At 38.7% G+C, this 18,010-nt stretch carries 16 protein-coding genes; all 16 read right to left on the bottom strand.

Translation table 11 applies throughout. From position 1 onward, the window contains the following. Nucleotides 1–90: 90 nt before the first annotated feature. The gene (gene sigE, locus QYB95_RS02650) at nt 91–798 is read right to left on the bottom strand and encodes an RNA polymerase sporulation sigma factor SigE (RefSeq protein WP_036202769.1); all 708 of its coding nucleotides are present in this window, start codon (nt 796–798) and stop codon (nt 91–93) included. A gap of 281 nt (nt 799–1,079) precedes the next feature. Then, on the bottom strand, nt 1,080–1,904 hold the full coding sequence (locus QYB95_RS02645; protein ID WP_301136516.1) for a sigma-E processing peptidase SpoIIGA: 825 nt from the start codon (nt 1,902–1,904) through the stop codon (nt 1,080–1,082). An 895-nt stretch (nt 1,905–2,799) separates the two neighbouring features. Beyond that, on the bottom strand, nt 2,800–3,963 hold the full coding sequence (gene ftsZ / locus QYB95_RS02640) for a cell division protein FtsZ (RefSeq protein WP_301136515.1): 1,164 nt from the start codon (nt 3,961–3,963) through the stop codon (nt 2,800–2,802). 33 nt (nt 3,964–3,996) lie between these two features. Next, nucleotides 3,997–5,289, bottom strand: coding sequence for a cell division protein FtsA (gene ftsA, locus QYB95_RS02635; protein WP_301136544.1), 1,293 nt, complete (start codon nt 5,287–5,289; stop codon nt 3,997–3,999). 98 nt (nt 5,290–5,387) lie between these two features. Next, complete coding sequence (locus tag QYB95_RS02630) at nt 5,388–5,756, bottom strand: small basic family protein (RefSeq protein WP_301136514.1); 369 nt, start codon at nt 5,754–5,756, stop codon at nt 5,388–5,390. Nucleotides 5,757–5,758: 2 nt separating this feature from the next. Beyond that, nucleotides 5,759–6,478, bottom strand: a complete 720-nt coding sequence (locus tag QYB95_RS02625) for a DUF881 domain-containing protein (protein WP_301136513.1) — start codon at nt 6,476–6,478, stop codon at nt 5,759–5,761. A 42-nt stretch (nt 6,479–6,520) separates the two neighbouring features. Next, nucleotides 6,521–7,240, bottom strand: a complete 720-nt coding sequence (locus QYB95_RS02620; protein ID WP_301136543.1) for a DUF881 domain-containing protein — start codon at nt 7,238–7,240, stop codon at nt 6,521–6,523. Continuing rightward, the gene (locus QYB95_RS02615) at nt 7,218–8,060 is read right to left on the bottom strand and encodes a cell division protein FtsQ/DivIB (RefSeq protein WP_301136512.1); all 843 of its coding nucleotides are present in this window, start codon (nt 8,058–8,060) and stop codon (nt 7,218–7,220) included. Before QYB95_RS02615 ends, QYB95_RS02620 begins: the two co-directional genes overlap by 23 nt. Before the next feature lie 64 nt (nt 8,061–8,124). Next, the gene (locus QYB95_RS02610) at nt 8,125–9,210 is read right to left on the bottom strand and encodes an FtsW/RodA/SpoVE family cell cycle protein (RefSeq protein WP_301136542.1); all 1,086 of its coding nucleotides are present in this window, start codon (nt 9,208–9,210) and stop codon (nt 8,125–8,127) included. A 101-nt stretch (nt 9,211–9,311) separates the two neighbouring features. Next, nucleotides 9,312–10,664, bottom strand: coding sequence for a UDP-N-acetylmuramoyl-L-alanine--D-glutamate ligase (murD, locus tag QYB95_RS02605; protein ID WP_301136511.1), 1,353 nt, complete (start codon nt 10,662–10,664; stop codon nt 9,312–9,314). After that, entirely contained in the window at nt 10,661–11,635 is a 975-nt protein-coding gene (gene mraY, locus QYB95_RS02600; RefSeq protein WP_301136510.1) for a phospho-N-acetylmuramoyl-pentapeptide-transferase, read from the bottom strand. The genes murD and mraY overlap by 4 nt, the downstream gene beginning before the upstream one ends. A gap of 84 nt (nt 11,636–11,719) precedes the next feature. Then, on the bottom strand, nt 11,720–13,636 hold the full coding sequence (locus tag QYB95_RS02595) for a penicillin-binding transpeptidase domain-containing protein (protein WP_301136509.1): 1,917 nt from the start codon (nt 13,634–13,636) through the stop codon (nt 11,720–11,722). Between the two features lie 120 nt (nt 13,637–13,756). Then, nucleotides 13,757–15,982, bottom strand: coding sequence for a penicillin-binding protein (locus QYB95_RS02590; RefSeq protein WP_486684536.1), 2,226 nt, complete (start codon nt 15,980–15,982; stop codon nt 13,757–13,759). Then, nucleotides 15,979–16,347 (bottom strand): cell division protein FtsL, encoded by a 369-nt coding sequence (gene ftsL / locus QYB95_RS02585; protein WP_301136507.1) that lies wholly within the window; start codon nt 16,345–16,347, stop codon nt 15,979–15,981. Before ftsL ends, QYB95_RS02590 begins: the two co-directional genes overlap by 4 nt. A gap of 7 nt (nt 16,348–16,354) precedes the next feature. Beyond that, nucleotides 16,355–17,299 carry a 16S rRNA (cytosine(1402)-N(4))-methyltransferase RsmH gene (gene rsmH, locus QYB95_RS02580; RefSeq protein ID WP_301136506.1) on the bottom strand — a complete coding sequence of 315 codons (945 nt, stop codon included), beginning with the start codon at nt 17,297–17,299 and terminating at the stop codon, nt 16,355–16,357. Between the two features lie 31 nt (nt 17,300–17,330). Continuing rightward, nucleotides 17,331–17,762, bottom strand: coding sequence for a division/cell wall cluster transcriptional repressor MraZ (mraZ, locus tag QYB95_RS02575; protein ID WP_301136505.1), 432 nt, complete (start codon nt 17,760–17,762; stop codon nt 17,331–17,333). Between the last annotated feature and the right edge of the window lie 248 nt (nt 17,763–18,010).

Here is an 18,010-nt window from a genome sequence, read left to right as displayed (position 1 = left end):
GAAGTTGTCGAGGAGCTGGCGTTTGCAGCTGGACATCAAAAAGCGGAGCTGCTCCTTAGCTCCGCCTCAAGTGATTATGAATTTTACATTTTAAGAAATTGGTTGATTTAAATGTTCCCGCAAATCTAAAATAATTTTCTTTTCCAAGCGTGAAATATAGGACTGGGATATCCCTAAATGGTCTGCCACTTCTTTTTGTGTCATTTCTTGCTTGCCATTTAGCCCAAAACGGCATTCCATAATATAACGCTCACGTTCACTTAAACCGTTAATTGCTTGGAACATATGCTGTCGTTCAATCTTTTTCTCGACATCATTCATAATGATTTGTTCTTCCGTTCCCAGAATATCAGAAAGGAGTAGTTCATTTCCGTCTGGATCGGAATTTAAAGGCTCGTCTAATGAAACCTCACCTTTCATACGGCTTGTCTTTCTCAAATGCATCAAAATTTCATTTTCAATACATCTAGAAGCATATGTCGCCAACTTGATATTTTTTTCAGTATTGAATGTTTCAATTGCTTTAATTAAACCAATGGATCCAATGCTGATTAAATCTTCTATTGGAGTACCTGTATTATCAAATCGTCTTGCAATATAGACAACAAGACGAAGATTTCTTTCAATTAGGGTATCTCTTGCTCTCAAATCACCATTCATAAAGGCTTCAATAACTGTCATCTCTTCTTCTCTAGTTAATGGTACTGGCAATGAATCGTGCCCTCCTATATAGTACGTTCCTTTAAGACGAAACTTACTCCAAATTTTTCTGAATAGGTCAATTATCTTATTAAACAATCATTTTCCCCCTTTATGCGTAAATTTGATTAAGTGGTCCCATATAGCGGATCGTTCTATCCACTACTGTTGGGTAGCTGAATAAGCTCATGTGGCCTTACCTCTCCTACACTTCTTCATTTACTAATCACTTAGGAAGGAGATTTAGTACCCTTGCTTGGGATGAATGCTTCTCGAGTATCCCTTGTCCGAAACATCGCTGACCCTTAAACCTTCCAAAATAAAACTATGCAAGTTTTCAAAGAGTTTACTACTATCTGCTCACATAAAAGCATAATAATTTATAGTGCCAGAACGTGAAGAATCATTTGTGCGTCTTGTGGGTACCTCGCATCTTGTTTGGTGAAGACAATATACTGTTCGAATATTTCCTTCGTAGTTGCACCATTTAGTTTTAACTTATCAAATCGGAAGGCAAGTACTGTAGAGCGTTCCTGTTGGACTGTAGATAGCGTCAATACCCTCACCTTTGGATAAACATACGCAGGAAACATTTTTAGTTGATAAGGATTCTTTTCATCCCATTCCAGCAGCGCTTTGTGAAAATCATCCGGCAAATAATTCGACACTGCGGAATATGAAAGAAAATGGACCGGTTTACCACTCATGGGTTCGGTACATTCATTTCCCGTATCAATAAAGCCCTTCAAACTGTACGTTTTTTTAAATATTTCGAGGTCACAGTCTACGACAAATGAATGTTGGATTTTTGAGAGCGACATGGCTCTCCATTTCGAATGGATCGCTGTTAATACTAGAAAGGCAATGGCTGTACATAAAATAAAAAATGTAACTTCGGATTGATTTAATAAAAAGGGCAGTAAGCTTGTTAACACGCCACCCAGAAAGAAGGTAGCAAGAAAAAGTACAGTGCCTTGCTTTAACAACGCCTGGAGTCTAAAGGAAAATGCTAGTCCAATTAGTACGATGAAACTAAGTAAGGCTCCAATTAATGTCTGATAGAAAATGCTGGCAATCAGTCCACTACAAAACGCACTAAGTAGCAACCTACTCCTTTTCACATACAATCCCGTTATTTCTTGCGTAAATTTTAATAAAAAATAGTTAAATAACGTATTGTATAGTACGAGTAATTCTCCAATCATTTCAGCGTCCTCCTGTTAATAGAGTAACACCCTATGTGTTCAGAAAATGTCAAACCATCGTACAAATATGAATTTTCTTTTTGACAATATTTTTTATAAAGTGAAGTTTTTTGACACAATTTGTAGAATTTTTTATAGAGGTGAGGTAAAAGGAGAACAGAAAAGGGATTCTAATGTGATTCTTACTAATTAAATTCTAATAAAGTATTATTTGGGTGGTCGTACTAAGCACACAAGCCGCAAAGCCACCTTGCAGTGTCTCTGCGACTTGTCTTTGTGCCCATGTAAAGGTCCGCCTAAGAAAATTACAACTTCTAGAGCTTCCGGAGAAGTTTCGCAGCTTACATAGTAGGCGAATTCAACAACTTTCTACATACTATCCTCAAGAAACCTGATAAAGTAATCTTAAAAAAATACTAATTAAGCTTGTCTTGGGTGGGGGGACTTAGCACACAAGCCGCAAAGCCCCTTGCAGTGTCTCTGCAACTTGTCTAAGTGCTTATGTAAAGGTCCGCCCACGAAAATTACAACTTCTAAAGCTTCCGGAGAAGTTTCGCTGCTTACATAGTAGGCTGCAGATCCTGCATTCAACAACTTTCTATATACTAATCTTCTTTACAATTTTAGAGGGCGATTGTGACAAGTCCATACTGAATCATCTCTGATTTGTCTTGGTTGAGCATGGGATGTGACTTTTCTAACCTCATTAATCTACGCTCTGTCTTGTTAGAATCAGGATTGTGAAGCTTCCCTCTATTTCATCTTTAATCTTTCTTATTAAAAACCTGGATTATGACACTCCTACTCTTTAGTTCTTCTAGTAATTCAAAAAAGAAGCCATCTCAACTTAATGAGACGGCTTCTTTTATGTCGAATTTTATCTTACCAGGACGTATTATCGATTACGGCGGTTACGTAAGAATGTTGGAATTTCTAATACATCATCTTGTTGTTGCTGTTGTTGAACCTGTCTTTGTGGTTCTTGTTGTATCGGTTGCTCTTGAACTCGTTCACGCATCGGTGCTTGTGGCTGAGCCTGAGCTTGTCCACCACGCATAGTGCCCATTGGACGAGTACTTTGCTGGCGTTGTGGCTGTGTAAGGATATCGTCAGAGAAACCTGTTGCGATAACAGTTACGATAATTTCATCATTTAAGTTTTCATTAATTACCGAACCGAAGATCATGTTTACTTCTTCATCTGAAGCTGATGCAACGATATCGGCTGCTTCTTGTACTTCAAATAAGCTTAAATTCGATCCGCCGGTAATGTTCATGATGACACCTTTCGCACCGTCAATTGAAGTTTCAAGCAATGGACTTGAAATCGCTTTTTTCGCTGCTTCAGTTGCCCGGTTCTCACCCGTCGCAATACCGATTCCCATTAACGCAGAGCCTTTGTCGGACATGATTGTTTTAACGTCCGCAAAGTCAAGGTTGATTAAACCAGGTGTTGCGATTAAGTCTGAAATACCTTGTACCCCTTGGCGAAGTACATTATCTGCCTCACGGAACGCTTCAAGCATTGGTGTGCTTTTATCAACAATTTGCAATAATTTATCATTTGGAATAACGATTAAAGTATCGACAGCTTCTTTCATTGCTGCAATACCACCAATTGCCTGAGTTTGTCGTTTACGGCCCTCAAATGAGAATGGGCGTGTTACTACACCAACAGTCAGGGCTCCTAAATCACGTGCGATTGACGCAATAACTGGAGCAGCACCAGTACCAGTGCCTCCACCCATACCAGCTGTTACGAAAACCATATCCGCCCCACGTAGAACTTCCTCAATTTGTTCGCGGCTTTCTTCTGCTGCTTTCTTTCCTACTTCCGGGTTGGCCCCTGCACCTAGACCTCTTGTAAGCTTATTGCCAATCTGTAATCTATATTCTGCTTTTGATAGATTTAATGCTTGTGCATCCGTATTTACAGCGATAAAGTCAACACCTTGTACACCATGCTCAATCATTCTATTAACTGCGTTATTACCGCCACCGCCGACACCAATTACCTTGATGTTAGCCAGTTGGTCTATATTCGTATCAAATTCTAACATAGTTTCTCCTCCTGCCACACTAATCTCGAATTATTATTCAAAGAACTTATCGAAAAGTTTCTTAGCTTTATTGATTACGCTTGTTTTGTTTGTATTGTTGCTTTCTTTTTCCACAGTGTTGGATGTTTTTTTAGGAGGCGGTGTTCCAGCACCAACTGATGCATATGCAGGTGCCTGGACTGGACCTCTGCCATAGAAATCATCCTCTGAATGTGCATAGCGTATTAACCCTACAGCAGTTGTATAAGTCGATTCACGAACTCCTATATAGTCAGGAGTATAAATTCTTACACGTGTTTGCATAACTTGGCGAGCAAGTTGTGCAATACCCTCCAGTTGAGCAACACCACCTGTAAGGACTACTCCACCAGGCAAATCGCGAACTCCTAAACGAGCTAATTCATCTAAGACTAGTTCGAATAATTCTTCAAGACGGACACCGATAATTTCCGATATAAACTTTTGGCTGTATTGATCCATAGCATCTGTTCCCGACACTGGCACTTCAAAAATTTCATCGTCCGAAGCATCTTCATAAAAGGCATGTCCAAACTGTTTCTTTATAATTTCCGCTTGTTCCGTTGGTGTTTTAAGTACAATTGATAAATCTTTTGTTATATGTTCGCCACCAACAGGAATAACTCCTGTTCGTGTTAGTAAACCTTCTTCAAAAACCGCCACTGTTGTTGAACCGCCACCTAGATCGATAAAGGCAGTTCCTTGGTTCTTCTCGTCTTCAGTCAAAGCGAAGAATCCAGCAGCCAATGGTTGTAGATAGATTTCTCTAATTTGCAGACCAGCTCGTTCCACACATCGCAAAACATTATGGACTAAAGTCTTTGAAGTTGTAATCATTGTAGCATCCATTTCTAGGCGAATACCAATCATACCTCGCGGATCTTTAATTTCATCTAGATTATCAACTATGAACTGACGAGGGATTATATTGACAAGCTCTCTTTCAGGCGGAATTGACATCACTTGTGCGGATTCAATTACTCTGTCTAGATCTTCATCAGTAATTTCACGGTTTTCGCTGTTTACAGCTACTACTCCTTTTACTGGCTGAAGTGTTGTTTGATTTGCGGGTATACCAAGTACTACTTCGTTTATTTTAATTCCTGTCATGCGTTCTGCTTGTTCAATTGCTTTTTTAATGGATTGCACAGTAGCATCTATATCAACGATTGCGCCTTTACGTATACCGTTGGATTTTACATTACCAACACCAATTACGTGCAATTGGTTATCTGTAATCTCTCCTATCAAAACTTTAATAGAAGATGAACCAATATCAAGTGATATATAAATATCCTGGTGATTCATCATTCCGCACCTCCTTCGTTTCCTACTATATTTTATTCTATTGTAATTGCAAAGTAATGTCTAAATAAAATCATATACAAGATTTAATTTTACAGCTATTATACTGTATTTTCATCCTTTTTTATATGTCTCTCTTCCCATTTTGATATCAAAATTCGTCGAATGACTGCAATATTTTGGAATAGTCGGACACCAAAGGCGAAAATGGCAGCCAAATACAGGTCAACACCTAAATGAACGCCCAAAAATGCTAGTCCAGCTGCAAGTGCGATGTTAAAGAAAAACCCCGATACAAAAACTTTATCGTCATACACTTGCTGAAGGTTTGCACGAATCCCGCCAAATAAAGTATCCAAAGCTGCCAAAACTGCTATGGATAAATAATTTTCATAAATGGCAGGGATTTGTATATCGGTTAATAATCCTAAACCCAAGCCTAATATCAGTCCTAATAATGGTAACCACATAGTTAGTCCCCTTCGCTGTTTTCAACTAAGTAATCTGTTGATAATGGTCCGTCAAATTCGCTAATGTTAATATTTTTTTGTGCTTCATTTATGCTTAAGTTTAGGTTATCCAAGTAAAAATCGTCCCTGAAAGTTGAAGCGTATAAGTAACCATATAGCTTTTCAGCTTTTTCGAAGGTTTCAGTTATAATCTTTATCGTAATATTCGTCTCATCAATGGAGACGCCATTGACGGTTGTTACACCATTGATATCTCGAATAGCTGACCGATTTGTAAGGCGCTGCCCATCTATCTCAATAAAAAGGCCATCATAGCGGTAAATTTCATTTACCAATCGAATTAATAAATCAGGCGAAATGGGTTCAATTTCATAACCAAACTGCACTAATTCCATGGCTGGAGAAATGTTAAGTACCAATCCCGGTCCATTTACAGGCAATAAGCCAAATTCACGTTTAAGATCATCCACCGTCTTATTAAGTAGAATAGCTTGATTTTCAGCATCTTCGTCTTCATATTGTTCGATAGAGTTATTATAGGTAGCTATTTCCGATAACAACTTCGAGTGATGTTCTTTTTCTTCGGATAATTCCTGCCTAATAGCCCAAATATCTCGTGTGTCCCGTGCTGTAGGATTTTGTACTGTATTATATTGAACAGCAATCATAAGACCTACAATAAATGAGATAACCGTTATTTGGGTAACTATTCTTTTCTTCATTGGTTCCCCTCCTAAACGCTGTAGGCTTGTCCTCGAATAAAGCTATGTCTCATCACTTATTGAAGTCATTTTAATAAGATCTTTTTCCTCGATCGTTACAACAATATTATCATTTAGTAATTGGTCAAATACTCCTCCGACAATTTTTAAGGATGATACAAGTGTTTTCGAATCTCCAACTGCTTCTATCACGAATGGCGCCGGGTATTGTTTCCCGTCAATTGTAATTACAGGACCATTACATCTGATATATGAATTCGATTTTAACCTTTGTCCATTGATTGAGATGCTTTCAGCCCCTGAAATCTTCAACTCATTGATTACAGAGAAAACATGGCTTTCATGCACAATGTATTCATTCGGATTTGTGGAATTCGGATTATACTCATTGTCTTTTAAAGTAACCTGGATTCCTGGCCCTTGCGCTGGAATTGTTCCAAGCATCAATCGCAAGTTCTCCGCTTCCTCAAGTAAATGCTCATATTCATCTTCATCTTTAGCAAAGGATCTTTCGTAATCTCTAAGCTGATCTTGCAGGTCTTTTAATTCTTCCGCTAATTCCTTGTTTCTTTCCTGTTGTTCGATTAAATCCTCACGATAAGATTCTTCTTGTTCAACATAGGAATTATTAATTTTCTCATGATTTTTTGTTAATTTATATGAGTAGCCAATAATAATCCCCGTTGCGATGCATACAATTAGTATGATGAGCTGCTTTCTTGTAAATTTGCTGTTTTTTTTAGTTTGAAGTGGTTTCTTCATCATCCATCACTTCCTGTTCTTCGGTCACCGCTTCTTCTAATTCATCCGTATTTAAATCAAATTCTGCATACTCGTCTTTAAAGGATTTGTAATAAGAACCAACCTCGATATCAATTATCCCTTTTTCACTCGAACCGGCACTTTCAATCTGAGCTACAATAGAAGGATAATAATTTAACTTCTCAGCTAATGTAGTAACCTCGGCTCGCACCTCATATCCATCATTCATAAACAATGTAACGGCAAAAGGGTCGGCACTGGTAGGAGTCGAATTAATTTGCGATATTAATGATAAAACCGTTGAATCCAGCTTTGCAAGTTCTTCCAATAATCTTTTTCTCAACTTTTCATCTTTGAACTCCAGAAATAACGGGGCGTCAATCGGCTCTATGCTGCTGGCTTCTTTAAAAACGTCCCCATTTTCCAGCATAGGGTATAGCTCATTTTCAAGAGAAATGTACGCTACCTTTTGCCATTCTTTCACTTCAATTCTGACGGTTGTTAACCACTTTCTTTTTACTGTAACATCTTTTACCCAGTGTTCTTTACTTAATTGGTCCTTTACATCTGTTACTTTAAATCCCCACATCGAATCTCCCGTTTGTAAAGTGGATTGTTCTCTATAAAAATCCGCATCTACCAACTCGGCGCCAATCACTTCGACTTTTTTGATTTCGCTATATGGAGATTGAAAGTAAAGGAGTAAAAATAGTGTTACCAAGAATAATATGATTAGGAAGATAAATTTAAAATTTGTTCTTTTTCTTCTTTTTTCTCTAAGGGTTGGGATCCGTTCTTCAATATCGATTATTTTATCCATATTTTTACTCCTCCTTTCCTCCATTATTATTCATTTCTTTGATACCATCCTTGGACTAAAGGAATTACGTAGTGTCAGTATGATTGGCAAAGCTTATTATAATGGCTACAACAAACCATATAATCATGAGTGACGTACCGCCATAACTAATAAATGGCAAAGTTACTCCAGTTACGGGAATCAAGCCAATAACAACGCCAATATTCAAGGCAGCTTGGAATCCAACCATCCCAACTAATGCGGAAATAGCATAAAAATCGGAACTTTTCAGTGATTGAATAGCCAGTCCACAGCCGGAATAAATAAAAACAGCAAAGAGAGCCAACACAACACAGCCACCGAGAAATCCAATTTCCTCTAAAATGATAGAGAAGATGAAGTCATTCTGCGGCTCCGGTAAATATAGAAACTTTTGGCGGCTTTCTTGGAAACCATGTCCGAGCAACCCTGCAGGTCCGATAGCCAGCAAAGATTGCACAGCCTGGAATCCGCTTACTAACGGATCCGCCCAGGGATTGATAAAAGCTTCAATCCGTTTCAATCGATATGGAGCCGAGGCTATTAAAGCAACCAAGCCTACTATTCCAAGTACGATAAAACCCACATATAATTTGATGGGATATTTCGCAATAAAGAGTAAAATAAATGCCGCTACCACCAAGATAAACACGGACCCAAAATCAGGCTGCAGCATGATTAGCCCACACGGAATGATAATAATCAAAAAATGCTTGATTTGAACAACACGTTCATCATTTCTTACTTTGCTAAGCAAAAAACTCAAATACATTAAAGTTGTAATTTTAACGAGCTCCGCTGGTTGAATCGTTAAGGGACCGAGCCCAATCCAGCTCTGTGAACCATTTCGTTCAAGACCGATACCCGGAATCAATACTAGGATCAATAACAAGATCGAGAATACATAAAGTGCTACCCAGGTCTTTTCCTGTGTAAAAAGCGGCATGTTTGTAACAATCAAAAATACGACGATAGCTAAAATTAAGTATATAGTTTGCTTTATATAGAAAGGCAGTTCATCCGCATAGTGAATTGAACTCCAATATGTACCGGCAGAATAAATGAAAATGACTCCAAATAATGACAGCGCGATTGCAGAAAATATAAAGAGCCTCTTATACGTAAACTTCAGCTAAGGCATCCTTTCTTATTAAATACTCAAAAAAGTACCGTGCTTAGAGGTCTTACCCTAAGCACAAGAATATGGTCATTTTACTAAAATAAGCCATAAATTTATTCAAGCTTCATGACGGCATCAATGAATAAGTCCCCTCGAATTTCAAAGCTTTTGTACTGATCCCAGCTTGCACAAGCAGGAGATAATAAGATAACATCCCCGCTTTTGGAAATAGGAGCTGCTTTAGCCACGGCATCTTCCACATTCTCTGCCAATACCGTTTCCCCTACTCCACAGCTTTGCGCAAATTCAATAAATCTCTCTGCAGTCTGTCCGAAGGCAACTACACTTTTAACATTTCTCATAGATGAGCGAAGCTCTTCAAAGGAGTGACCGCGATCCAACCCACCAGCCAGTAGAACTGTTGGCTGTGTAAAAGCTTCTAGAGCAACTTTTGTCGCCAGGGTATTTGTTGCTTTGGAGTCATTATAAATTTTTCGTCCGTTCCACTCACGGACAAATTGTGTACGATGGCGGACTCCCGTAAATGTTTTTAATACTTCCTCCAATGCTTCCTTTTCACAACCATACAAAATACATGCAGCAAGTGCAGCCAAAATATTTTCTAAGTTATGTTTCCCTGGTAAGGCAATATTTAATCTTTCTAAATAGGCTTCACCCTGCCAATAAATCGTTGTCTCATCTGCACTGATTCCCTCATTGGAACGCCCGCTTGAACTAAATGGGATTTTTATGGCCTTGGATTTAGCAGCATATTGCTTCACTATTTCCTGGTCGGCATTATAAATGAACCAATCTGTTTCATCTTGATTTTTTGTAATGTTGAATTTAGCCTCTGCGTAATCCTCAAATGTACCATGATAATCTAAATGGGCATCATAAAGGTTTGTTAAAATGGCGATTCTTGGTTTGAAATCAATTGTCCCCATCAATTGGAATGAGGATAATTCTGTAACAATGACATTTTCTTTAGTTGCACCGGCAGCAACCCCACAGGCAACGGTCCCAATATTCCCGGCAATTAATGGATTTTTCCCTCCACTATTCAACATCTCAAATAGTAAAGTAGTCGTCGTGGTCTTGCCATTTGTTCCTGTAATCCCGATAATTGGCGCCTCACTAACTAAATAGGCAAGCTCCACTTCTGTAATCACCTGTATGCCTCGTTTTACCGCATCATCAACGATAGGATTTGTATATGGGATACCGGGGTTTTTAACCAGCAACTCGAATCCTTCATCGAGTAAATCTTCGGGATGTCGTCCACAAATAACTGTAATTCCTTTTTCCAGTAAGCTTTGTGCCTGTGGATTCTCATCAAATGGCTTTGAATCATTCACTGTAACGAAAGCACCCAACTGATGGAGCAGCTCTGCTGCTGCTACACCACTTTTTGCTAAACCTAGAACCAAGACTTTTTTATGTTGTAATTTTGTATATTTAATCATAGGAATGCCTCCGATACTACTGCGATTAATGCCACAACTACTGCTGTTGACCAAAAGACGCTTACAACTTTACGCTCAGACCAACCAGACAATTCAAAATGGTGATGGATTGGACTCATTTTAAAAATGCGTTTCCCCCGTAATTTAAAACTCGCTACCTGCAGGATAACCGATAATGTTTCGATAACAAAAACTAATCCTACTAATAATAGAAGCAACTCGGCTTTTACAAGAACGGATACAAGTGCAAGGGATCCACCTAAAGCAAGGGATCCCGTATCACCCATAAACACCTTTGCAGGATTTGCATTGAAAATCAAAAACCCTAAAAGTGCACCCGTTACTGCAAATGTAAATAATGCTACATCGGCTTGTTCATTAAATAATGCGATTACTCCGAATGCTGTAAACGCAATTGATGCTGTCCCAGCAACAAGCCCATCCAGTCCATCCGTCAAATTAACCGCATTTGAGAAGCCGACCAACCAGAAAATTAAAAATCCGACATATAATATTCCTAAATCAACCGACCAATCGGTGAATGGTACACTAATTGACGTATCGAAAGAACCAAGTCGCAATAATAGAAATGCTGCGATGGAGATGATAATTTGACCAATTAACTTTTGCAGGGATGTTAATCCTAAATTTCGTTTCAAAATTACTTTAATGCCGTCATCTAAAAATCCAATCAAACCAAATCCAGCTAAGACTAGTATGATCACGACAGTTTGCGTCGTAAATATGTCAGACATATTTCCAACAATTACCGTTGTAGCAATTATCGAAATTAAAAAAATTATGCCCCCCATCGTTGGAGTTCCAGCTTTTTTCATATGTGATTGTGGACCTTCTTCCCGAATACTCTGTCCAAACTTCAATCGACGAAGTATCGGGATGAATATCGGTGCTAAAACCACAGAAACGATAAATGAAATTGCTAGAATGGTTATTGTTGTTGTGATTGTCATGTTAGATCTCCTCTAATTTCTGTTCATTCTTCTTTAGTACTACTCTAAAATCTATGTTCAGCATTTAAACTAAGAAGTTAATAATTAATTTTTTTCATCTAGATAAAGATGTATTGTGCCATCTTGTTCAAGTATATTGTCCGGTTCAGGCAATTGTGCTTTTATAATTGTCCCTTCTCCGTGCAGCTCCATTTTAAATGGATACTGCAATTTCGCCAATTCATCTACGGAATAGCCAACCAAATTAGGTACTCGGTCAGTTATTGGATCTCCCCAACGATATTGCTTTTCCATCTGGCCTTCACGATTTACTTCAATTCCGACTGTAGGTGCAATATCCTCAATAATTTGTCCAACGATTGGCGCAGCAATCGTACTACCAAAAACAGTAGCGCTTTTTGGATTATCGATCGCCACATAAACTACGACTTCCGGGTTATCTGCTGGAGCAAATCCTATAAATGATACGATATACTCACCATCTTTATAGCGGCCATCCACTGCTTTTTGTGCCGTTCCTGTTTTACCCCCGATTCGAAGACCATCCCGAAAAGCTTGTCTACCAGAACCATTGGCAACAACCGATTCCAAGGCTCTCCGAACTTCTGCTGATGTTTCTTCACTTATTACCGTACTCTTCATTTCCGGCTTCGTTTCAGAAATTGTCTTGCCGGTTTCGGGATCGACGACTCTTGATACCACATAAGGCGTATATAACTTGCCGCCATTTACGGCAGCAGCTACTGCTTGAACCTGTTGGATTGGAGTAACAGCAATCCCTTGACCAAAGGAGGTTGTAGCGTGTTCGACGGGACCAAAGTTTTCTTCAGAAAAAAGAATTCCCGATGCTTCCCCTGGAATATTGGAGCCAGTAGGTTTACCAAAGCCAAAATCTTTTATATATTGTAAAAGCTTCTCAGAACCAACTCGCTGCCCAAGCTCAATAAAGCCTGGATTACAGGAATTTTCTACGACTTGCAAAAACGTTTCTTGACCATGCCCCTCCCGCTTCCAACAACGTAAGCGGGTATCTTCCACCATAGTATATCCCTTGTCAAAAAATGTATCTTTATCTAAATCTACAACTTTTTCTTCAAGTGCTGCACTTAATGTAATAATTTTGAATGTAGACCCAGGCTCATAGGTCATCCAAACGGGCAAATTTCGGTTATAGATTGATTGATCTACATCAGTAAAATTAGCGGGATCATATGTAGGATAAGAAGATAATCCTAATATTTCACCAGTATTAACATTCATGGCGATTGCTAATGCTTGATCCGCATCATATTTTTCCATGGCTTGCGATAATTCTCTTTCGACAACCTTTTGGACTTCCAAATCAATCGTTAACTCTACAGTTGCACCTTGATCTCCCTCACGCCATTCATCATCCACATGAGGCAAGGAATTCCCTTGTGCATCGGTATAGAGTCGAATTGCTGCTTGCTTGGAAGTTAATACTTTATCATATTGATATTCAATACCTGCAAGCCCTTGTGTGTCGTAGCCGGTAAATCCTATAAATCGTGATAATAAGTCTCCATAAGGATAATGTCTGATATAATCGGCACCGCTATATAGCCCGCCTATTTTGAGACTTTGAATTTTAACTGCTTGTTCGTACGTAATATTTTTTTCAAGTTTAACTAAATATTCTCGTGTGTTCATTTTCTCATACAACTTTTGTGCATCAAGACCTAATACTGAAGCAATTTGCTTTGCCGCTTCTTCAATATTATCGTTCTGTGCAGGCATAAAATAAAGAGTTGGGGCTAATTTATTTGTAACAATGACTTCCCCATTACGGTCCAGGATTTCCCCTCTTTCTGAAGCAAAAGGAATCTCCCGATCCCAGTTTTCTTTCGCCAGTTTTGTCAGCTCATCATGCTGAATGACTTGTACATAAAATAACCGGATAACAACAGCGATACCAAAAAGAATAAACCCATAAACAATTAACTTTAAGCGATTTTTTGAAATGGTAGAAATCCACTTCATCTACTATTCACACCTCGTTTTTAACAAAGTATGAATTAAAAGCAATTTCTATTCGGATGATTTAGCCAAAATCGCCCAACTTTACTTCGCAAAAATCTATCGTAATTTTGCAAAATAAAGTTAATCTTGCGGTAACTCTTCTCCTTCAGCAGGAGTTTCTTCAACAGGCGGTGAAGAATAAATCTCTTCCGGTGTCCTTAATTGCACAACAATCGGGGAACCTTTTTCAATTATTGTATTAGCGGATACACTTTGACTTTCAACATATCCTTCTCCTACTATTTCGATCGTCAGCCCAGACATCATTTTATAAGCCAATAGATTTCTTAGGGACCAATTTTCGAATGAAGGCAAAGTAATTGACCCTTCCGTTTTCAAAAAGACAATACTTCCCTTGGTCATTGATAGGTCTTTTTCGGGATATTGAGCAATAATCTTGCCGCCATCTCCAATCACTACTGGTGTAACACCTTGGTTCATTAACTCCGTTTGAACGTTTTCAGCATTTTCACCAACATAATCCTTCATCGTTGTTTTTTCTGCTTCTGCAACATCTTCAGGATTGATGTTTAAATACTTCAGGCTATTTTGCATGACAGAAGTAAACACTTCCGAGACAGGTTGAGAGCCGACTTCCGTCACTTCTAGTTTAGGTTGTTTTACGGCAACATAGACAATTAATTGTGGATCATCCGCAGGAGCCATTCCTAGAAATGAATATAAATAATTATTCTTATTACCAGTCAAGTATCTGCCGGACCCATCTGATCTTGGAATATATGCTGTACCGGTTTTCCCGGCTACTTCATAGCCCTCAATGGCAAAACCCTTAGCAGTTCCAGCTTCCGAAGTAACGGTAGAAGCTAAAATTTCACGTACTTGCTTTGCTGTCTCTTTCGATACGGGCTTTCCTTTGACAGTTGGTTTCTCGTCCTTAATCACTTCACCTGTGGAGGAATCTACGATTTTATCAATCACAAATGGCTGCATCATTTCACCATCATTCGCAATTGCCGTCATTGCTTGAACAAGCTGAATGGGTGTTACTGTAGATCCTTGTCCATAGGACGTTGTGACATAGTTAATCGGCCATTTTGTTAGTAAGGTACCTGATGCTTCACCAGGTAAATCAATACCCGTCTTTTCTCCAAATCCAAATTTTTTAAAGTAATCAATCAAAGTATCATTGCCGATATATTCTAGCATATTTGCCATAGCGGTGTTCGATGAACGTTGGAATCCTTCTAAATACGTAATCGGCCCCCACCCATTCAAATTATGGTCTCGAATAGTCCTGTCCATCAAGGTATAAGAACCTGACTGATAAATAGCATTTGGATGCCAATTATCTGTTTCTATCGCTGTTGCTAGAGTAAAAGTTTTCATGGTAGATCCGGGTTCAATTACCGACTCAATGATATTGTTATTCCATGAATCAAGCCCTTCCCTTGTATCCGGATCAAAGGTTGGGCGCTGGGACATTGCTAAAATTTCGCCTGTTTTTGCGTCCGCAACTACTGCTACCATCGATTCCGGATCGTATTCTTTATAAACATTCGTCATTGACTCTTCCAAGAAGTTTTGAATCGTTTTATCCAGAGTCAGATAGATATTATCCCCGTTCTCTGCAGGTGTTACCATTTTTTCGCTATTGGGAAGCAAGTATCCAAATATATCACTCTCGTATTGCATTGAGCCATCCTTACCTGTCAACTCTTTATTGTACGTATATTCCAATCCCATTTTCCCAACTGTTTTAAAACTGCCATCCTCTTGTTCTTCCTTTAGTGCAAAGCCGATTAAATGCGATGCAAAGGGACCATTTGGATAGTACCGTTTTGAGTCGCTTACAAAGGTAATCCCCTCAAGTTTTTCATTTTTAATGGCGGTCATTACCTCATGGCTTATACTGCGACCGGCAACGCCAAATTCAACCTGGTAGGGTGTTCTGCCGTCACTGAGTTTTTTGGTTAAGATTTTATGAATCTCTGACTCTTCCATCGGTATATATTTTGCCAACACTTTAGCCGTTTTTTCAGGATCTACTACATGTCTTGGTTTATCAGAATCCGTAGTTGCTTCAGGGTTTACAACGGCAACCAGCCGATAACTTAATGTATCCTCCGCAATTACCCCGCCATTGCGGTCCAAGATTTTACCGCGTTCGGCGCTTAGGACAGCTTCTTTCCCATAAAGTGCTGCTGCTTTAGCTTCTAATTGCTGTCCCTTTACTTCACCAGTAGACTGAATGTAAAAAATGCGGATAAATAATGCAAAAAAGAGCCCTCCATAAATAACTAACATTAGAAAGGCTCCCCATTGGAATCGAAATCTCTTTTTTTTCATTCTCCCGGCACTACCTTCACATTTTTCTCATTAAGTGTTAAACCGAGTTCTTTTGCTTTCTCCCAGATTCTTTCATAGGTTGATAGCTCACTTACTTGAACTTTTAAATTCACATTTTGTTTTTCGATTTCTGTAATCTCTGATTCGATCTGTTGTATATCCATGGTTGTTTGCTGAATTGAACTTTGTTTATGTAGTATAGTAACTGCTAGAACTGCAACCATGACTACAAAAGCTATATAGAGCATTTTCTCTTTTGCTGTAATTATCGATTTCTTTCTTTTGCTACTTTGTTGTTTAACTTGTTGTTGTTCGGGATTTACAGGTTGGCTAATATAGGAATTTTGCCTAGCTCGTACCGCCATTTTATCGTCATCCTTTCTCGTTTATTTTCTCGGCAATTCTAAGTTTTGCTGATCGTGAACGATTATTTTTTTCAAGTTCCTCATCTGTTGGTACAATCGGCTTTCTTGTAACTAATTTTAGTGTAGGCTTGTACTCATCAGGAACTACCGGTAACCCTGGCGGCAATTCTGGAAGTGATGAAGCCTCTTTAAAAATAGATTTTGTCAAACGGTCCTCTAACGAATGGAATGTAATAACGCTAATTCTTCCGCCCACTTTTAACAACTTAAGTGCATCCACTAATGAATCTTCTGCAGCACCCAATTCATCATTTACTGCAATACGAATTGCTTGAAATACTCTTTTCGCTGGATGCCCGCCTTTTCTGCGAGCCGGCGCAGGGATTCCTTCTTTAATTAGTTCGACCAGTTGCCCAGTCGTTTCAATTGGTGCATTTTTTCTTGCTTCTTCGATTTTGCGTGCAATTTGCTTAGAGAATTTTTCTTCTCCATAACGGAAAAAAATACGTACTAAATCTTCGTATGCCCATTCATTCACCACATGGAAAGCAGAAAGGGGTGCTGTTTGGTCCATACGCATATCTAAAGGTGCATCATGATGATAACTAAATCCTCGCTCTGGTGTATCCAATTGTGGCGAAGAGACACCTAAGTCATATAGAATGCCATCAATTTTTTGAATATTAATTTTTTGCAATTCTTCTTTTACATTACGGAAATTCGAATGAACGAAAGTCACTCGATCTAAATAATCTGCTAAACGTACTTTTGCATTTTCAATTGCTGTCGTATCTTGGTCGAAACAAATAAGTCGACCTTCTGATGATAATTGCTGTACTAAGTATTCGCTATGCCCAGCGCCACCTAATGTACAATCCACATAGATTCCCTGCGGATTGATGTTCAGTCCATCAACAGTTTCTTTTAATAATACGGTTGTGTGATCGAACATTAACCATTACTCCTTCTTGGCGGCAACTTTTCTAGAAGTCAAAGCCAATCAAATTTTCTGCTATTTCATTAAAAGAATCCTCAGCTTCGTTGAAATATGATTCCCAAGATTCCTTAGCCCAAATTTCAATTTTACTTGATACACCTAAAACTACGCATTCTTTTTCAAGTTTTGCATACGCAGCTAAAGTGGATGGGATATTAATTCTACCTTGCTTGTCTATTTCAACTTCTGTTGCTCCAGAAAAGAAGAACCTCGCAAACGCGCGGGCATCTTTTTTTGTCATTGGTAATTCCTTTAATTTTTCCTCGAGTTTTCGCCATTCATCCATAGGATATCCAAATAAACAGTTATCAAGTCCGCGTGTTATGACAAAAGTATTCCCTAAATCTTCACGAAATTTGGAAGGTATAATAAGGCGTCCTTTTGCATCAACGGAATGTTGATATTCTCCCATGAACATGCTACTCACCCCACTTTAGTAAATAATGTACCACATTCCCCCACTTTCCTCCACACATTTAAAGAGATTGTTAACTACTTTTTACAATTTGTGTATATAGTACTTTTCTACACTATTTAAGCTGTGTAATTTGGCACAAAAAAGAAGTCATCTCTTTTTGAGACGACTTCTTTTAGTGCACCGAAAGCTCTATACAAAGGGCTCCAACATGCATTATAGGTATAATTACTCAAACACATTAAACTCGT

The sequence above is a fragment of the Ureibacillus aquaedulcis genome (assembly GCF_030418165.1).
GTDB classification, from domain to species: domain Bacteria; phylum Bacillota; class Bacilli; order Bacillales_A; family Planococcaceae; genus Ureibacillus; species Ureibacillus aquaedulcis.
Note: the sequence above shows the minus strand (reverse complement) of the source record. Positions and strands in the feature narration are given on the sequence as shown.